The 16,972-nt window shown below is 72.4% G+C and carries 16 protein-coding genes and 1 tRNA gene; 5 read left to right on the top strand and 12 right to left on the bottom strand.

The window, feature by feature from the left end; genetic code table 11:
- Positions 1 to 170: 170 nt before the first annotated feature.
- From mshC to ACFYQ6_RS24965, 4 genes are all read right to left on the bottom strand, one after another.
- Complete coding sequence (mshC, locus tag ACFYQ6_RS24980; RefSeq protein WP_361574664.1) at positions 171 to 1,400, bottom strand: cysteine--1-D-myo-inosityl 2-amino-2-deoxy-alpha-D-glucopyranoside ligase; 1,230 nt, start codon at positions 1,398 to 1,400, stop codon at positions 171 to 173.
- A gap of 150 nt (positions 1,401 to 1,550) precedes the next feature.
- On the bottom strand, positions 1,551 to 2,447 hold the full coding sequence (locus tag ACFYQ6_RS24975) for an SCO1664 family protein (protein ID WP_388765005.1): 897 nt from the start codon (positions 2,445 to 2,447) through the stop codon (positions 1,551 to 1,553).
- Positions 2,411 to 3,001 (bottom strand): DUF3090 domain-containing protein, encoded by a 591-nt coding sequence (locus ACFYQ6_RS24970; RefSeq protein ID WP_033304581.1) that lies wholly within the window; start codon positions 2,999 to 3,001, stop codon positions 2,411 to 2,413. The genes ACFYQ6_RS24975 and ACFYQ6_RS24970 overlap by 37 nt, the downstream gene beginning before the upstream one ends.
- 102 nt (positions 3,002 to 3,103) lie before the next feature.
- Complete coding sequence (locus ACFYQ6_RS24965) at positions 3,104 to 3,814, bottom strand: histidine phosphatase family protein (protein ID WP_361574671.1); 711 nt, start codon at positions 3,812 to 3,814, stop codon at positions 3,104 to 3,106.
- A gap of 44 nt (positions 3,815 to 3,858) precedes the next feature.
- On the opposite strand from ACFYQ6_RS24965, the gene ACFYQ6_RS24960 reads away from it, so the two are divergent.
- Positions 3,859 to 4,854 carry a magnesium and cobalt transport protein CorA gene (locus ACFYQ6_RS24960; RefSeq protein WP_361574674.1) on the top strand — a complete coding sequence of 332 codons (996 nt, stop codon included), beginning with the start codon at positions 3,859 to 3,861 and terminating at the stop codon, positions 4,852 to 4,854.
- A 46-nt stretch (positions 4,855 to 4,900) separates the two neighbouring features.
- Here the strand turns inward: ACFYQ6_RS24960 and ACFYQ6_RS24955 are convergent, their stop codons facing one another.
- Both ACFYQ6_RS24955 and ACFYQ6_RS24950 read right to left on the bottom strand, forming a co-directional pair.
- The gene (locus ACFYQ6_RS24955) at positions 4,901 to 5,689 is read right to left on the bottom strand and encodes a ferritin-like domain-containing protein (RefSeq protein WP_388765001.1); all 789 of its coding nucleotides are present in this window, start codon (positions 5,687 to 5,689) and stop codon (positions 4,901 to 4,903) included.
- A 237-nt stretch (positions 5,690 to 5,926) separates the two neighbouring features.
- Positions 5,927 to 6,979 carry an LLM class F420-dependent oxidoreductase gene (locus tag ACFYQ6_RS24950; protein ID WP_356740154.1) on the bottom strand — a complete coding sequence of 351 codons (1,053 nt, stop codon included), beginning with the start codon at positions 6,977 to 6,979 and terminating at the stop codon, positions 5,927 to 5,929.
- Between the two features lie 144 nt (positions 6,980 to 7,123).
- Between ACFYQ6_RS24950 and ACFYQ6_RS24945 the strand changes: the two genes are divergently transcribed.
- Both ACFYQ6_RS24945 and ACFYQ6_RS24940 read left to right on the top strand, forming a co-directional pair.
- Positions 7,124 to 8,107 carry an aldo/keto reductase gene (locus ACFYQ6_RS24945; protein WP_361574680.1) on the top strand — a complete coding sequence of 328 codons (984 nt, stop codon included), beginning with the start codon at positions 7,124 to 7,126 and terminating at the stop codon, positions 8,105 to 8,107.
- Positions 8,104 to 10,491 carry a helix-hairpin-helix domain-containing protein gene (locus ACFYQ6_RS24940; RefSeq protein ID WP_388764998.1) on the top strand — a complete coding sequence of 796 codons (2,388 nt, stop codon included), beginning with the start codon at positions 8,104 to 8,106 and terminating at the stop codon, positions 10,489 to 10,491. Before ACFYQ6_RS24945 ends, ACFYQ6_RS24940 begins: the two co-directional genes overlap by 4 nt.
- Before the next feature lie 233 nt (positions 10,492 to 10,724).
- Here the strand turns inward: ACFYQ6_RS24940 and ACFYQ6_RS24935 are convergent, their stop codons facing one another.
- Positions 10,725 to 11,375: a hypothetical protein gene (locus ACFYQ6_RS24935; RefSeq protein ID WP_361574686.1), complete on the bottom strand. Its 651-nt coding sequence runs from the start codon at positions 11,373 to 11,375 to the stop codon at positions 10,725 to 10,727.
- A gap of 47 nt (positions 11,376 to 11,422) precedes the next feature.
- Between ACFYQ6_RS24935 and ACFYQ6_RS24930 the strand changes: the two genes are divergently transcribed.
- Positions 11,423 to 11,611 carry a DUF5703 family protein gene (locus tag ACFYQ6_RS24930; RefSeq protein WP_145806600.1) on the top strand — a complete coding sequence of 63 codons (189 nt, stop codon included), beginning with the start codon at positions 11,423 to 11,425 and terminating at the stop codon, positions 11,609 to 11,611.
- A gap of 56 nt (positions 11,612 to 11,667) precedes the next feature.
- Here the strand turns inward: ACFYQ6_RS24930 and ACFYQ6_RS24925 are convergent, their stop codons facing one another.
- The 3 genes from ACFYQ6_RS24925 to ACFYQ6_RS24915 form a co-directional block, all read right to left on the bottom strand.
- Entirely contained in the window at positions 11,668 to 12,405 is a 738-nt protein-coding gene (locus ACFYQ6_RS24925) for a chaplin (RefSeq protein WP_361574691.1), read from the bottom strand.
- 138 nt (positions 12,406 to 12,543) lie between these two features.
- Positions 12,544 to 12,777 carry a chaplin ChpH gene (chpH, locus tag ACFYQ6_RS24920; protein ID WP_014157166.1) on the bottom strand — a complete coding sequence of 78 codons (234 nt, stop codon included), beginning with the start codon at positions 12,775 to 12,777 and terminating at the stop codon, positions 12,544 to 12,546.
- Positions 12,778 to 12,923: 146 nt separating this feature from the next.
- Positions 12,924 to 14,258 carry a M20/M25/M40 family metallo-hydrolase gene (locus ACFYQ6_RS24915; protein WP_356740164.1) on the bottom strand — a complete coding sequence of 445 codons (1,335 nt, stop codon included), beginning with the start codon at positions 14,256 to 14,258 and terminating at the stop codon, positions 12,924 to 12,926.
- A gap of 181 nt (positions 14,259 to 14,439) precedes the next feature.
- Between ACFYQ6_RS24915 and ACFYQ6_RS24910 the strand changes: the two genes are divergently transcribed.
- Positions 14,440 to 14,527 (top strand) — tRNA-Leu (locus ACFYQ6_RS24910).
- Between the two features lie 383 nt (positions 14,528 to 14,910).
- On the opposite strand, the gene ACFYQ6_RS24905 is transcribed toward ACFYQ6_RS24910, so the two are convergent.
- Both ACFYQ6_RS24905 and ACFYQ6_RS24900 read right to left on the bottom strand, forming a co-directional pair.
- Complete coding sequence (locus ACFYQ6_RS24905; protein ID WP_361574695.1) at positions 14,911 to 15,864, bottom strand: glycoside hydrolase family 43 protein; 954 nt, start codon at positions 15,862 to 15,864, stop codon at positions 14,911 to 14,913.
- On the bottom strand, positions 15,861 to 16,931 hold the full coding sequence (locus ACFYQ6_RS24900; protein ID WP_361574698.1) for a rhamnogalacturonan acetylesterase: 1,071 nt from the start codon (positions 16,929 to 16,931) through the stop codon (positions 15,861 to 15,863). Before ACFYQ6_RS24900 ends, ACFYQ6_RS24905 begins: the two co-directional genes overlap by 4 nt.
- Between the last annotated feature and the right edge of the window lie 41 nt (positions 16,932 to 16,972).

Here is a 16,972-nt window from a genome sequence, read left to right as displayed (position 1 = left end):
GCCGGCCCCGTACCGGCCCGGGCGGCCCCGGACAGCAGGAGCACACAGGGACGGCCCCGGACCGCCGGAGCAACACAGGACGGCCCCGGACAGCCGGACCACACAGGGACGGCCCCGGACTTGCTGCGATCGCTCGCGAAGTCCGGGGCCGTCCTGTGCGTGTGCGTGGGTTAAAGGGCTACACCCAGCAGGGCGTCGACCGTGCGCGAGACGAGACCGGGAGCTCCCTCGTCCGTCCCGCCGTCCGCGCTCTGCCGTGCGGCCCAGCGGTCCACCGCGGCCAGTGCGGCCGGGGCGTCCAGGTCGTCGGCCAGCGCCTCCCGCACCTCTTCGACGAGTGCGTCCGCGGAGACTCCGTCGGGCCGGGAGACCGCGGCGCGCCACCGCGCGAGACGCTCGACGGCGTCGGCGAGCACCTGGTCGGTCCACTCCCAGTCGGCTCGGTAGTGGTGCGCGAGCAGCGCCAGCCTGATCGCCGCGGGGTCCACGTCGGCCCTGCGCAGCGCCGACACGAAGACGAGGTTGCCCTTGGACTTGGACATCTTCTCGCCGTCCAGGGCGACCATGCCCGCGTGCACGTAGGCGCGGGCGAAGGGGTACTCGCCGGTGAGCGCCTGGGCGTGCGAGGCGCCCATCTCGTGGTGCGGGAAGGCGAGGTCGGAGCCGCCGCCCTGCACGTCGAAGCTCATGCCGAGGTGGTCCAGCGCGATGGCGACACACTCGATGTGCCAGCCGGGCCTGCCGCGTCCCAGGCTGCCGCCGTCCCAGCTCGGCTCGCCCTCACGGGCCGCCATCCAGAGCATGGGGTCGAGCGGGTTCTTCTTGCCGGGTCGCTCCGGGTCACCGCCGCGCTCGGCGGAGAGCAGACGCATCGCGTCGGCGTCGAGACCCGAGACCTCGCCGAAGTGCGGGTCGCACTCGACGGAGAAGTACACATCGCCTTCGAGTTCGTAGGCGGCGCCGGCGTCGCGGAGCCGTTCGACGAGCGGAACGATGCCGGGTATGGCCTCCACCGCACCGATGTAGTGCTTCGGGGGGAGCATGCGCAGCGCGGTCATGTCCTCCCGGAAGAGGGCCGTCTCGCGCTCCGCGAGCTCGGTCCAGTCCTCGCCGTCGCGCACGGCCCGCTCCAGTAGCGGGTCGTCCACGTCGGTCACGTTCTGGACGTAGTGAACCTGCCGCTTGGTGTCGAGCCACACGCGCTGAACGAGGTCGAACGCGTTGTAGGTCGCCGCATGACCCATGTGGGTCGCGTCGTACGGCGTGATGCCGCAGACGTAGATGCGGGCGACGGGACCGGGGTCAAGGGTGATCCGTCCGCCGGTCGCGGTGTCGTGGATCCGAAGGTCGCGGCCCTTGCCAGGCAGGGCGGGGACCTCAGAAGCGGGCCAGGCATGCATGTCATGAGCGTAACCGGATGATGCTTCCGGATACGAACCGGATGGCAGATCGTGGCTGAAGAGGCGGTCTTGCGCGACGGGGGCACGTGCCCCATGGCCTCCCGTGAGCCGCCCCGGGGCCCCCGTCGACCGGCTGCCCGACGGGCAGGGTCACACCGGCGGCCAGGGGATGGCCGGCCACTCGCCGCTGGGCTGCGGGTGACGGCCGGACCTGCGCAGGTCCTCCACGCGGGCCCGCAGGGCGTCGAGTTCCGCCGCCGTGATCAGTTCCCCCAGCCGGGTGGCGAGCGCCGTGCCGGGCGCCAGGTCCGCCCCCAGGCGGTCGAGCACCTCGGCTGCCTCGGGGGTCAGCGGCTCGCCCGCCCAGCCCCACAGCAGGGTCCGCAGCTTGTCGTCCGCGTTGAAGGTGACCCCGTGGTCGATGCCGTACAGGCGGCCACCGGGCGCGGGCAGCAGGTGCCCGCCCTTGCGGTCACCGTTGTTGATCACCGCGTCGAGGACCGCGAGCCTGCGCAGCCGGGGGTCGTCGGCGTGCACCAGCAGGGCGGTCCTCCCCTCCCCCACTTCGGCGAAACCCACCGCTTTCCAGCCGTCCCCCGGCTCCTCGCCCTCGACGAGCGCGAGGAGCGGCGGCAGCCCGTGCGCCTCACCGGCGCCGGTGGCGTTCGCTCTCTCGTCCGCACCGGCCCCGGCGGCGCTCGCGCTCTCGTCCGCCTCGATCCACAGCTGGCACATCCCCTCGCCGTAGGGGCCCTCGCGCAGCACGGTCGGCGGTACGAGGCCCCATCCGGTGGCCTCGGAGATCTCGTACGCCGCGACCTCTCGCTGGGCGAGGGTGCCGTCCGGGAAGTCCCACAGCGGCTGCTCGCCCGCCACGGGTTTGTAGACACAGGTGCGCTGCTCGCCCTCGTGGGCGACCGTGCAGTACAGCACCGCGTTCGACGCGCCACGGACCTGGCCGAGGACGGTGAGCTCCCCTTCGGCGAGCAGGGTGCGCAGCCCGGCCTCCGTCAGGCCCCGCGACGGTATCCGTTCTGGCGCGGGCATACGTGTCCTTCCGGGTCCAGGGGCAGGCTGCACAGCGGGCAGGGCGGCCTGCCCGCGTTCACGACGTCCAGGGCGCGCTTGGCGAACGCCCGCGCCTGCGCGCCGCTGAGGCGGACGCGGAGCATCGGCGGGCCGTTCTCCTCGTCCTGCAGAAGCCTTTCCTCGGCCTCCGCGAGGTCGTCCTCGGAGTCGGCGTCCAGCTCGACGAGTGCCTGGGCCTCGACGATCATGCGCTGCTCCTCGCCGTCCCAGGCGAGCGCCATCGTGCCGACCCTGAACTCCTCCTCGACGGGCGCGTCGAGCGGAGCGGTGTCGGTGACGTCCATGGGGGCCACGGCGGGCACCGGTGAATTGCCGCCGGTCCGCCGGACGACCTCGTCGAGGAGCTCGTCGATCCGTTCCGCCAACGCGGCAACCTGGGTCTTCTCCAGGGCCACGCTGGTGACCCGTCCCCTCGAGGATGCCTGCAGGAAAAACGTACGGCGTCCAGGCAGCCCGACCGTGCCGGCCACGAAACGGTCCGGCGGGTCGTAGAGGAACACCTGACGGGACACGTCCTGTCTCCCTTGCGAGTGTGATGGCGGGTGGGCGGCCCCGGGCCCCACGGGATCTCCCACGAGGCCTCTACGGCGCGTCCACCCTACTGCGCGGAGAGATCACGGTGCCCCAGCGCCGCCCCCGACGGCCGCATCGGTTGCGGTGTCACCGTCGGCGTCGGCCCCGGTGGACCGTTCGTGGGGCGCCAGGGAGGCGAAGTCACCGGTGTCGCCCAGCCGGAGCAGGAAGGGGCGCAGCCGCGTGTAGCGGATCGCGGTGACGGAGCACGGGTCCACGTGGACGCGCTGGAAGAGGTCGAGATGCATGCCGAGCGCGTCGGCCACGACCGACTTGATGATGTCGCCGTGCGAGCACATCACGTAGGTGGCGTCCTCGCCGTGCTCGGCGCCGATACGCGCGTTCCACTCCCGCACGGCCCCGACGGCCCGTTCCTGCATGGCCCGCATCGACTCCCCGCCGGGGAACCGGGCGGCGGAGGGGTGCTGCTGCACGACGGTCATCAGCGGTTCGTCGGAGAGCTCGGCGAGTTTGCGTCCCGACCAGTCGCCGTAGTCGCACTCGTTCATCCCCTCCTCGATGTGCAGCGGGAGGGCCGGGCGGGCGTCGAGCAGCGGCTGGAGGGTCTCGCGGCAGCGCTGGAGCGGGCTGCTGACCGCCGCGACGAGGTCCAGGGCGGCCAAGCGTCCGGGCAGCGCGGCGGCCTGTCCGGCGCCGCGTTCGTCGAGGGAGACGCCGGGGGTCCGCCCGGCGAGCACTCCGGAGGTGTTGGCGGTCGAGCGTCCGTGACGTACGAGGATGAGCGTGGGCATACCTGCCAGCGTAGAGGTGCGTGAAAGGCGCGCGGCAGGGAAGAATGCGCGGGGTGATCGTCGACTGCGGAATTTACCGGGACGGGCGCAGGACCGAGGGTCCCGCCGACTTCTCCGATGCCCTCGACGAGGCACGCGCGAGCGGGGACGCGTTCCTCTGGATCGGGCTGCACGAACCCACGGAGAAGGAGTTCGACCTCGTCACCAGCGAGTTCTCACTGCATCCGCTGGCCGTCGAGGACGCACTGCGCGCCCATCAGCGGCCCAAGCTCGAGATCTACGACGACTCACTGTTCGTGGTCATCAAGCCGGTGGTCTACGAGCCGGAGAACGACACGGTCAGCGCCGGCGAGCTGATGCTGTTCATCGGTGACTCGTTCGTGGTGACGGTGCGGCACGGTGAGGGCGCGCCTCTCGCGGCGGTACGCCAACGGCTGGAGGCCGAGCCCGAGGTCCTCAAGCACGGGCCCACATCGGTGCTCTACGCGGTCAGCGACGCGGTGGTGGACCACTACATCGAGGTCGCCGCCGAGCTCCAGATCGACCTGGAGGAGCTGGAGGCCCAGGTGTTCGCCCCGACCGGCGCCGGGGACTCCTCCAACACCGCGGCGGCCATCTACACCTTCAAGCGGCAGGTGCTCGAATTCCGGCGGGCGACCAATCCGCTCGGCGCCCCCATGGCCCGGCTGGCCGGAGCGGGCGTGCCGTTCGTCGACGCGGGTTCGCAGCCCTTCTTCCGGGACGTGAACGACCATCTGACCCGCGCCGTCGAACACGCGGAAGGGCTCGACCGCCTGCTCTCGGACATCCTGTCGGCGCATCTGGCGCAGGTGGGCGTGCGGCAGAACGACGACATGCGGAAGATCTCGGCATGGGCCGCCATGGCGGCCGTCCCGACCATGGTGGCCGGGATCTACGGCATGAACTTCCGCCACATGCCGGAGCTCGACTACGTGTGGACCTATCCGGCGGTGATAGCCCTGATGGCCTTCGCGGTCTTCGGCCTGCACCGCCTGTTCAAGCGACGCGGCTGGTTGTAGCGCGGGCCCCGGCGGCGGGGCGGGGCCCGGGTGCGTCCGGCCCGTGTCAGGCGTACTCGCTCTCGGGTACGGCCTGGCCGCCCAGCGCGTCGCGGAGTGCGGGCTGTTCGAGGCTCACCATGCGCCGCCAGCCCACGAGCCGCTCGTAGGCGTACATCGCGTGGATCCCCGCCGCGAGGACGGCCGCCTTGGCACGGGGCCAGCGCAGCAGGCGGCCCATGTGGCTCATCACGGCGAGGCTGACGTCCCGGTACACCCGGATCTCGGCGTGCGCGCACTCACGCAGCACGGACTGGATCGTCCGGCCGTGCCCGGCCCGGGCGAAGCGGAGGAGCTCCTCGTGGCAGTAGGCGAGGTGGTTGTCCTCGTCCCGCGAGATCATCTTCACGGCGCGGCCGAGGGTGGGGTGGCCGGCGAAGTGCTTGAGCAGGAGACGCATCTGCTCGGAGGCACGCTGTTCCGTGACCCGGCTGTGGGCGAGGTAGACGATGATGTCCCGCTCGGTGAGCGGCTCCTCGCGGCTGAGCCGGTCGTGGGCGAGGCCGATGCCCTGGCGCTCCAGCAGGAGGGTGTAGTCCGTCTCGTAGGGCACCGCGACGGGTTCCAGCCCGCGCTGCTTCAGCAGGGCGTTGAAGATACGGCCGTGCTTGTCCTCGTCGGCACCGTGCCGGGCGACCTTGGGGGCGAGTTCGCGCTGTCCGGCGGGGACGAGGGCGGAGATGCGCCCGTTCTCCCAGCCGCCCTGCGACTCCCCGCCGGCGGCGATCGAGCAGAACAGCCGGAACGACGCGTCGTCGTCGAGGATCTCCTGGAACAGACTCTTTGCCGAGAGCATCACTGCCACCTTTCGCACCGGTGTCCGCAGAGGAACAGTCAAAGTCGGTACGCGTGGGTAGGCAACACGAGCGGTGCCCGGACAGGTCCGAACGGGCGCCGCGCGGCGCCCGGACCTGCTCCGGCGCCCCGGGAGGGGGACGGAGCGTAACCGGGAGACGCGCGGCGCGTTGTTCCCTACGACGGCCGTGGCGGGGAGGCCCCCCGAGCCCCCACCACGGCCGTAGTGCTGCCCGGGTTACGCGGCGAGGCCGGAGCGCTCCAGGGCGTCGGTGCCGGCGCGCAGGGCCGCGATCCGCTCGTCGAGCGTGAAGCCGGCCGGAGCGAGGGTCAGCGTCGTGACGCCTGCGGCCGCGTAGGCCTGCATGCGGTCCGCGATGCGCTCCACCGAGCCGAGCAGCGTGGTCCGGTCGATGAGCTCGTGAGGCACGGCCGCCGCCGCCCCGGCCTTGTCCCCGGAGAGGTACTTGTCCTGGATCTCGGCCGCTTCCTTCTCGTACCCCATGCGCTGGGCGAGCTGGTTGTAGAAGTTCTGCTTGCGGCTGCCCATGCCGCCGACGTAGAGGGCGGTGTACGGGCGGAACATGTCGGCGAGCCCGTTGATGTCGTCGCCGACGGCCAGCGGCAGGGTGGGACAGACGTCGAAGCCCTCCATGGTCTTCCCCGCCTTCTCGCGCCCGGCCCGCAGGTGCTTCACCGCGGTCTCCTCGATGTGCTCCGCGGACGGGAAGATCAGCAGGGCGCCGTCGGCGATCTCGCCGGTCTGCTCGAGGTTCTTCGGGCCGATGGCGGCGATGTAGAGCGGGATGTGCTCGCGCTGCGGGTGGACGGTCAGCTTGATGGGCTTGCCGGGGCCGTCGGGCAGCGGCAGGGTCCAGTGCTCGCCCTCGTAGGAGAGCCGCTCGCGGGACATCGCCTTGCGCACGATCTCGACGTACTCGCGGGTGCGGGCCAGCGGCTTGTCGAACTTGACGCCGTACCAGCCCTCGGAGACCTGCGGTCCGGAGACGCCGAGGCCGAGGCGGAAACGGCCGCCGGACAGCGAGTCGAGGGTGGCCGCGGTCATGGCCGTCATGGCGGGCTGGCGGGCCGGGATCTGCATGATGGCGGAGCCCACGTCGATGGACTCCGTCTGTGCCGCGACCCAGGCCAGCACCGTCGGTACGTCGGAACCGTAGGCCTCGGCCGCCCAGCAGACGTCGTAGCCGAGCCGGTCGGCCTCCTGGGCGACGGCGAGGTTGTCGCCGTCCATGCCCGCTCCCCAGTAACCGAGATTGATGCCGAGCCGCATACCCACGCTCCCTCTACTGATCAGTAACGTTCCTGTGTCCCGGACTCTAGCGCGGGGTGCCGGATTCCGGCAGGCTCGCCCGGGTGCGGTCCGTCGTCCACAGGCTTCCACCCGGTGGGGCCTTGGCCAGTAATCTCAGCGCCCATGGAGCAGAGGCATCTCGGCCGTACCGGCCTTCGCGTGTCCCGGATCGGGCTGGGCACCCTCACCTGGGGCCGGGACACCGACGAACACGACGCCGCCGACCAGCTGAAAGCCTTCTGGGACGCGGGCGGCACCCTCGTCGACACCGCGGACGCGTACGGCGGCGGGGAGGCCGAGTACGTGCTGGGGCGGCTCCTGGGCAACCTGGTGCCGCGGCAGGATCTGGTCATCGCGACGAAGGCGGGCAGCGTGCCCGACCCCTACCGCCGCCACGACGGATCGCGCGGGCACCTGCTCGCCGCGCTCGACGCCTCGCTCCGGCGGCTCGGGACCGATCACGTCGATGTGTGGCAGATCCACGCCTTCGACCCCGTGACGCCGTTGGAGGAGACCCTGCAGGCCGTGGATCTGGCGGTCTCGTCCGGCCGCGTCCGCTACGCCGGGGTGTCCAACTTCAGCGGCTGGCAGCTGGCCAAGGCGGCCACCTGGCAGCTCGCCGCGCCCGGGCTGCGCACGCGGCTCGCCTGCACCCAGATGGAGTACTCGCTGCTTCAGCGGGGCATCGAGCGGGAGGTGCTCCCGGCGGCGCTGGACCTCGGGGTGGGCCTGCTGCCGTCGTCCCCGCTCGGCCGGGGCGTGCTGACGGGCAAGTACCGCACCGGCACGCCCTCGGGTTCGCGCGGCGCCTCCGAGCACCTGGCCCCGTTCGTCGAGCCGTATCTCGACGCCCAGGCGAGGAGCATCGTGGACGCCGTGGCCACGGCCGCCGACGGCCTCGCCACGACGCCTCTGCAGGTCGCCCTCGCCTGGGTGCGGGACCGGCCGGGAGTGGTGGCCCCGGTGGTCGGCGCGCGCAACGCGCAGCAGCTGACGGAGGCGTTGTCAGTGGAGGCGCTTAGTCTTCCTGACGAGATCTGCCAGGCGCTCGACGATGTGTCGGCGCCCGTGCACCGCTATCCCGACCAGGACTGGAGCACGCTGTGACTGCGCATCCCCGGGGAGAGGCCCCGGACTCCGCGGCCGAGAACGAAGAGGACCGCGAGGAGACCGGCACCCCGGCCGCCGGGACGCCCGGCACGGCTGACGCCGCGGCCGACGAGGGCGACGCGACCACCGCGGCGGACACGGACGGGACCAGCGCGGTCGCGACGGGCACCGGCACCGGCACCGGCACGGGAGACGCGCGGGACGCCGGCGCCGAGCACGCGCAGGACGCGGACGCGGCAAGCGCGGAGGAGACGGGCGCGGCAGAGGCGGGCGCGCAGGAGACGGGCGCGCAGGAGACGGGCGCGCAGGAGACGAAGGAGGGCTCCGGCACGGCCGAGCTCTCGGAGGCCGAGGCCGAGCTGGCCGCACAGCGGGAGCTCCGCCGTCGGATCGAGCAGCGCAAGGCCGAGAAGGAAGGTCCCATCGAGGCCGGCGCCAAGCTGAGCGGCCCGGCCGCCGATCTGCTCGCGGCCGTGCGGGCCGTGGAGAGCGGCGAGAAGCCGGGCACCGCGTTCTTCGACTCCCCCTCACCGGCCCCCGCCCCCCGCAGGGCTCCCGCACCCGCGCCCACGCCCCACCGGCCCTCCCCCGGCCCCCGGCCGGCCGCCGCACGGTCGGCTTCTCCCGAGGCCGCGGCGTCGGTCGCGCAGGTGCTCACGGAGGGCGGGGCCCCCGGGACCCTGGCGGCCCCGGCCGCCGCGACGCTGGGCGAGCAGGCCGCGGACATCCTCCGGCAGGACCCCTGGCAGCTGTTGTCCGTGCCCGGCGTGCGGCCGGAGCAGGCGGACGGCTTCGCCCGCGCGCTGCTCGGCCCGGAGTGCGGCCCGGACGACGGCATGCGTACGGCGGCGCTCGTGGCCTGGCTGCTGGAGCGGGCCGCGCTGCGTGGTCACACCGCTCTGGAAGCGGACGAGGTCCGCGCGGGGCTGGCGGGCTTCGCCGTGGCCGATCCGGAGGCGGCTGTGCAGAACGCCGTCGCCGAGGGTGTCGTGCTGGTCTTCCAGGAAGGCGTCGACGCCGCAGGCACGGGAGCACCGGACGGCACGGCGGAGTCCCACGAGGACGCCGAGGTTGCCGAGGACGGTGCGGCGGACGAGGAGGAGCCGGTCCAGGTCCTGCTGGGCCTCGATCGATACGCGCTGGCCGAGGAGAGCCTCGCCGACGGCCTGGGCCGGCTGGTGAACTCCTGCGAGAAGGGCGCCGACTGGACGGAGCCGGCGGCCGCCGCTCCTTCCCCCTCCGCGGGTGAGCTGATCCGGACGGCCGCCACGACGGGCCTCGTCGTGCACAGCGGCGGTGAGAGCGCCCGTGCCGAGCCCGCCGCGCTGATCGCCGCGGCGCACGCTCTCGGTCTGCGGGCCCTCGGCACCACGCACAGCGCGGACGGGCAGCGCCGGCTGGCCGCTGCCGTCGGTGACCCGCGGTCCGCCGTCACCCTGTCCGCACTGCTCTCCGGAGAGAGCGGGCCGGGCCGGGACGCGGACGGCGCGTTCGCGCTGGACCTGCTGGTCGTCCTGGACGCCCCACAGCTCGACGTGGAGACGGCCGCGATGCTGGTGGAGTCCCTCGCCGACGGGACGCGTCTGGTGCTGAGCGGTGACCCGGGGGTGCTGGGGTCCGCCGGCGCGGGCCGGGTGTTCGCGGACGTGATCGCCGCGCGCGCCTGCCCTCACGTGGTCTCGCGTACGCCCGATCCCGGGCCGATCGGCGAGCTGGTGTCCGGCATCGGCATCGGAGAGCTCGCCCAGGTCGAGGCGCCGGGCAAGGAGGTCGTGATCGTGCCCGTCCGTGACGCGGGCGAGGCCGTCCACCGCACCGTGCAGCTGGTGGCCGACTCGGTCCCCCGCGCCATCGGCGTGCCCTCGGACGACACGCAGGTCATCACCGTCGGGCACGGCGGATCCGCGGGCACCAAGGCGCTGAACACGGCACTGAAGCAGCGGCTCAACCCGGGACCCGGGCGGTTCGGCGGCTTCGACCCGGGCGACCGCGTGGTGCACGTCCCGGCCCCCGGCAGGGTGGTGCCCGGTTCGGTGGTCTCGGCCGACGCGGAGGGCCTGCACCTGGACTGTGCGGGCACCCCCGTCGTCGTACCGGCGGACCGTGTGGATACCTCCGTGCGCCACAGCTGGGCGCTCAGCGCGCACCAGGCGGCCGGGATGAGGTGGCCCGCCGCCGTCGTCGTCCTGCCGGGCGACGCCGCGCAGGGACTCAGCCGGCCGTGGGTGTACACCGCGTTCAGCCGCGGGGAGCGGCATCTGTCCGTGGTGCACGGGGTCGACCAGGCCCTGCCCCGGGCGGTGGCCGAGGTCCCGGCCCAGGAACGTACGACCCGGCTGCGCCCCCTCCTGGAGGCGCTGCCGACGCCGGACGCCTCGTAACCCCCGGCGGGCCTCGCCGGACGCCTCGTACCCCCCGACGGGCCTCGCCGGCCGCGTCGTAACCCCCGAGGGGCCTCGCCGGACGCCTCGCGTAACCCCCGACGGGCCTCGCAGCCCGCCGGGCGCCTCATAAACCGCCGGAGGGCGTCGTAGCCCCGCCGGACGCCTCGTAACGGCCGGAGGGCCGCGCAGCCGTCAAAGGGCCGCGCGGCCCGCCGGACGACTCGTGGCCGTCAGGACCGGTCTCCCCGGTCCGGGTCCGGCTCGTCCTCCTCGTCGAAGACCGCGCTGACGTCGAAGCGGCAGACCACCAGCGCGGGGTCGGCCTCGTCGAAAGGCGCCCCGAGCCACTCCCCCGGCTCGGGGAGCTCGTCGGCGGCGGAGACCCACAGCGTGGAGTCGCCTTCCTCCAGGCCGAACTCCTTGTGCCGGGAGGCGATCTCGTCGGCCTCGTACTCCCCGAACAGCACGCCCAGCGCGGCATGCACCCCGGCACCGGCGACCGCCACCGACGCGCTGTCCTGCGCGTCGGGGTCGAGATCGGCGAGCCGCTGGGCCTGGGCGATCAGCCGTGCGGGCTCCGCCACCGCGTAGTCGCGTCGGATCAGCACGCTCAGCGCGTGCGGCTCCTCGGGACCCTCGTAGGGCGGGAGGGAGTCCTCCGCGCCGGGGATCTCGAAGGGGGTGACCTCGTCGTAGCGGTCGTAGAGCAGTTCGTCGTAGACCTCGGCAGCGGCGGCCAGTGCGTTGAACGCGTCGTAGACGGCGGGGTCGTCGTCCCCGGTACGGCGTTCGACGGCCTCGAGGTGGCGGTCGAGCGCGGTTTTGACTGCATCGGCGGCGGCGCGTACCTCGGCAGCGGTGGGCTGCGCAGCATCAGACATGGGACAGACGCTATCCGTACCGGGGGTCTGCCCGCACAATAGATGCGATGCCGGAATACGAATTCATCGACGTGTACGTGCCGCGCGGGGTCTCCCGCCAGGAGGCGGCCCGACTGCTGACCGACCATGCCGAGTACGGGCACTGGGAGTTGGACCGGCTGACGCTGCGCCTGGACGGCAGCCGCCGGGTCCGGCTGCGCCGCCGGATCATCCGCCAGCTCCGGGCCACCTGGTAGCACCGAGCGGGTCCCGCGTGTGCGGAACCCGCTCGTCGCCCGGAGTAGGGCTGCCGTTACGCGGCGCTGCGCGAGCGCCGGTACAGGACCGTGCCCGCACCGGCGAGCAGCATGCCCGCGCTCGCCGGGATCAGCAGGTCGAGCCCGCCTCCACCGGTGTGCGCGAGCTGCTCGCCCGTCACGAGCTGGGGCTCGGGAGCATGGGGGGTGGCCGGCGTCTGCGGGGTGTGCGGCGTCTGCGGTACGACCGGAGGCGGGGCCGTCTCACTGTCGTTCTCGCAGTCGTTCCCGAAGACTGGGTTCAGCAGTCCGCCGACGGTGACGCTGTTGCCGCAGACGTTCACGGGGATCTCGACCGGCACCTGCACCTGGTTGCCGGAGAGGATGCCGGGCGAACCGGTCGTCTCCGCCTGCGCGGAGGTGCTGGAGGCCCGGTGCCTGCCGGTCCCCTCACCGCCTTCGCGTCCGTCCTGGTGTCCGGACGCGTGGCTGCCGGAGCCATGGCCGGACGCGGAGTCGCCGCCGTGGCCGGAGGTGTGCGCGGAGTCCGAGGAGCCGTTTCCGCACTCGTTGCCGCTCGTGGGATTGAGCAGTCCGCCGACGTTCACGGAGTTTCCGCACACGTTCACGGGGACGTCGACCGGGACCTGGATCGAGTTCCCCGAGAGCACTCCCGGTGAATTCGACGCACCGCCGGACGCTCCCGCGTCGGCGTGTGCGTAGCCACCACCGAGCGCGAGCACGCCGCCCGCCGCTGCCATGGTGATCAGGCCTTTGCGTGTGACCTGTCGCATAGGTTGCTTTCCTGCCTTCTGCCTACCGAAATGCCCCCGGCACAGCCGCGCGGGGGCCGAATGCCCAGCGGCCCCGGAGTGCATGGCGCGCACTCCGGGGCCGACCGGGCTCAAACCCTCACGGGTTGACGCGCATCGTCACGCGTTGACGCAGGTGTTGCCGAAGGCGGGGTTCAGCAGACCGATCACGGAGATGGTGTTACCGCACACGTTCACCGGAACGTGGACCGGCACCTGGACGACGTTGCCCGAGAGCACGCCGGGGCTGCCGATGGCGGCACCCTGGGCGCCGGCGTCGGCGGAAGCCATACCCGCACCCGCGAGCACGAGACCGCCGGTAGCAGCCGCGATTGCGACGACCTTCTTGATCATTATTCCTCCTGGTTGACAAGTGCGGTCCCAGCCGCGGACCGCATCACGTGTAACGAGGAGGGGGTGAGGGGGCTACGAGCGAGCGGCCCCTTTCACCCTTTCCGGTGAGGTGCGCACAGGCGGGCGAATGTGATCACCCGGCAGGGTCAGGAGTGATCGATGAACCGGTCGAGCACCCGGGCGCCGAAGGTCAGGCCTTCGACGGGAACCCGCTCGTCCACGCCGTGGAACATGCCGGCGAAGTCGAGTTCCGGCGGCAGCTTCAGCGGGGCGAAGCCGAAGCAGCGGATGCCGAGGTCGTCGAAGGACTTCGCGTCGGTGCCGCCGGAGAGCATGTAGGGCACCGCGCGGGCGATCGGGTCCTCCGCCTTCAGCGCGAGCTGCATCGCGTCGACCAGGGAGCCGTCGAAACTGGTCTCCAGGGCCTTGTCGCCGTGCACGTCCTCGCGCTTCACCTTCGGGCCGAGGATCCGGTCGAGGTCCGCGAGGAACTCGTCCTCGAAACCGGGCAGGAACCGGCCGTCGACGTGTGCCGTGGCCTGCCCCGGGATCACGTTGACCTTGTAACCGGCGCCGAGCATGGTGGGGGCCGCCGAGTTGCGCAGGGTCGCGCCGATCATCTTGGCGATCCCGCCGAGCTTGGCGAGCGTCGCCTCCATGTCCTCCGGGTCCAGCGGGGTGCCGAGCGCGTCGGACAGCTCGTCGAGGAAGGACCGCACGGTCTTGGTCACCCTGACCGGCCACTTGTGGCGGCCGAGGCGGCCGACGGCCTCGCACAGCTCGGTGATCGCGTTGTCGGTGTTGGTCATCGACCCGTGCCCCGCGGTGCCGTCCACGGTGAGCCGCATCCAGTGCATGCCCTTCTCCGCGGTCTCCACGAGGTAGAGGCGGAGGTTCTCGTTGACGGTGAAGGAGAAGCCGCCGACCTCGCCGATCGCCTCGGTGACGCCGTCGAAGAGGTCGCGGTGGTTGTCCACGAGGTGGCGCGCCCCGTACGTGCCGCCCGCCTCCTCGTCCGCGAGGAAGGCCAGCACGATGTCACGCGGGGGCTTGCGGCCGGTCCGCATCCGGTCGCGTACGACCGCGAGCGTCATCGCGTCCATGTCCTTCATGTCGACCGCGCCGCGGCCCCACACGCAGCCGTCCGCGATCTCCCCGGAGAAGGGGTCGTGCGTCCAGTCCGCCGCGTTGGCGGGGACGACGTCGGTGTGCCCGTGGATGAGCAGTGCGGGCTTGGAGGGGTCCTCGCCCTCGATCCGGGCCACGGTGGAGGCGCGGCCCTTGTGGGACTCGATGATCTGCGGTTCCAGCCCGACCTCGGCCAGCTTCTCCGCGATGTACTCGGCGGCGGCCCTCTCCCCCGGCCCCGAGTGGTCGCCGTAGTTGCTGGTGTCGATACGGATCAGGTCACGACAGAGGTCCACGACCTCGTTCTCGGCGGTTGTGCCGATGCCGGCCGGAGCCGGGTTGGTCTCGCTCACGCTGCTTCCTTCCACTGTCGCGGTCGTACTCCCCCTCATCCTCCCGCGCCCGGCCCGCGCACCCAAGGCCGCCCGGCTCCCGTCATACGCCTTTCACGTGACCGGGGGCGTGATCGAGCACCCTCGAATGTTTGCTATGGTTTTCCACGTCGGAACGGGCAAGGCCCGGGAGACACACCCGGTCCGGGTGGCGGAATGGCAGACGCGCTAGCTTGAGGTGCTAGTGCCCTTTATCGGGCGTGGGGGTTCAAGTCCCCCCTCGGACACCAGAGAAAAACCCCAGTGCATCTGGGGTTTTTTCTGTTTCTCGGCCTGGAGCGTGGTCGGCCGGGCCCTCCGCGAGGCGGGCTCCGCCTCGAGGCCGGTGCGGGGCCTGACATCCGCCGTCCAGGGCGTTTCGCGTCGTCCCGGGTGACCACATCCCGGGTGCCCGTCCGGCGAGGTCGTCGACTCCTCCGCCGGAACCTACGGGGGCTTCTCCGGCTCCGGAAATGACGGGGCCTCTCCGGCTCCGGAACCGACGGGAAGAGACCCGCCGGTTCCCGCCCGAGGAGCCTCGCCGCTTCCGCACGGCAGACCCGCCGTTCCGTACGCGGGGACCCGCCGGTTCCGGCCGGAAGGCGGGCCCCGCAGGAGCCGTGTGGAAACCCGCTCAGGAGCGCCCGGGAGCCCCGAAGTCCGGGGTGCCGTCAGCGTGCCAGCCGAACGCCTGTATACGGGTGTGGCGGTTGGGGTCGCGCAACGGGTCGCCGTCGATCCGCTCGTACGGCCGCGCGTGGTAGACCAGCACGTCCGTGCGGCCGTCCTCGGTGACGGTGAAGGAGTTGTGGCCCGGGCCGTACTGACCGGTCTCGGCGCAGCCGGCGAAGACGGGGCGCGGGGACTTGGCCCAGGACGCGGGGTCCATCAGGTCGCTCGCGTCGTCGGCGGTGAGCAGGCCCATGCAGTAGTTCGCGTCGGTGGCGCTCGCGGAGTACGTCATGAAGACCCGGCCGTTGCGCCGGATGACCGCGGGCCCCTCGTTGACCGCGAAGCCGACGCGCTCCCAGGCGTACTCGGGCGTGCTGAGGCGGACCTGGGGTCCCGTCAGCGTCCAGGGGTCCGCCATGCGCGAGAGGAAGATCCCGGTGTTGGAGTCCAGGCCCGGCTCGTGCTGGGCCCAGGCGAGGTAGCGCTCCCCTCGGTGGGTGAAGGTGTGGGCGTCGAGCGAGAACGTGTCCCAGGCCGTGACGATCCGGCCCTTCTCGGTCCAGGTGCCCCGGTGGGGGTCGGGGTGGGTGTTCTCCAGCACCCACATCCGTATCCTCCACACGTCGTCGGCGGGTGCCGCCGCGAAGTGGACGTACCAGGCACCGTCGGCACGGTGGAGTTCCGGCGCCCAGATGTGCGCCCCCATGTCGCCGGACGCGTGCCGGGTCCAGATGACGGTTTCCTCCGCCGTGGCCAGTCCGGCCAGGGTGCGGGAGGATCGCAGGACGATCCGGTCGTAGGTGGGGACGCTCGCGGTGAAGTGGTAACGGCCGTCCGTGTGCCGGGTGATGTGCGGGTCGGCGCGCTGTTCGGCCAGCGGATCCGGGAAGGAGGGCGGCGCGGGCAGCGGGCTCACCGGACCGCGCGGGGCGCGAGGAGCCCCAGGCCGCGGAGTTCGGCGAGGACGAGGGCGGCGTACTCCGTGGCCCCGCGCACCGACGTGTGGGTGTTGTCGCGCTTCTCGTCGTAGAGGTACAGGGCCTTGGAGCCCTCGGGTCCGAGCTCCTCGACGCGGGCCTTGGTCAGGGCCGTGAGGTCGACGAGCGGGGTGTCGTGCTCGGCGGCGAGGGCACGCATCTCGGCGGGCAGGTCCACGCCCAGGCCGTTGACGAGCAGCGCGGTGCCGTTGTCGAGCGTGCCGTCGGTGTTGAACCAGCGGCGGACGATCGGGGTGACGAGTACGGGCCGGCCTCCTTCGGCGCGCACCTCCTCGATCATCGCGGTGAGGTTGGCCCGGTAGGTCTCACGCTCGGTCTGCTTGTCGTTGTGGGCGAGCTGGACGAGGACGAGGTCGCCGTGGCGGATACGGGAGCGCAGCGCGGGGAAGAGCGCGGGATTGTCCCGGAAGGACTGTGAGCCTTCGCCGGAGTCGGCGTAGTTGGCGACCGACACGCGGTCGGTGAGGTACTGCGGGAGCCGCTGTCCCCAGCCCGTGTACGGTTCGGCCGCCTGGTCGCAGACGGTGGAGTCGCCCGCGAGCAGGATCTGCGGCGTACGGACGCGTTCGACGTGCACCGAGGTGAGCTGAGGGGCGGCCCCGCCGAAGGTGAGGTCGAGTCCGGGGGTGCCGGTGGCCCCGGTGGGCTCACCCTCCGGGTCACGGACGTCCACGGTGAAGCTGCGGCGGACCGTCTCCCCCGCCGCGTTGGGTGTCTCGGCGAGCATGGCCCGGCGGCTCTCGGCCGTGACGGATGTGGAGCCGGGCACGGAGCCGCCGCCGAGCAGGACCCGGACCCGGTAGGTGCCGGGGGTGACGTCGAAGTGGCAGACGACGGGCGCGGTGCCGGTGCAGTGGCCGAGGCCGTCCCCCTCACCGGATCTTCCGTCGTGCGCCCGGGCGGGCGGGGCGGCGAGGGTGGTCAGGGCGGCAAGTGCGGCAACGGCGGCACAGGTGGCCAGCAGTGCGGTACCGGCTCGGCGCATGGGGGCTCCTCATCGGGGAACGAACACGGCGAGTGATGCGT

The sequence above is a fragment of the Streptomyces sp. NPDC005494 genome (assembly GCF_042872025.1).
Lineage (GTDB): Bacteria > Actinomycetota > Actinomycetes > Streptomycetales > Streptomycetaceae > Streptomyces.
Note: the sequence above shows the minus strand (reverse complement) of the source record. Positions and strands in the feature narration are given on the sequence as shown.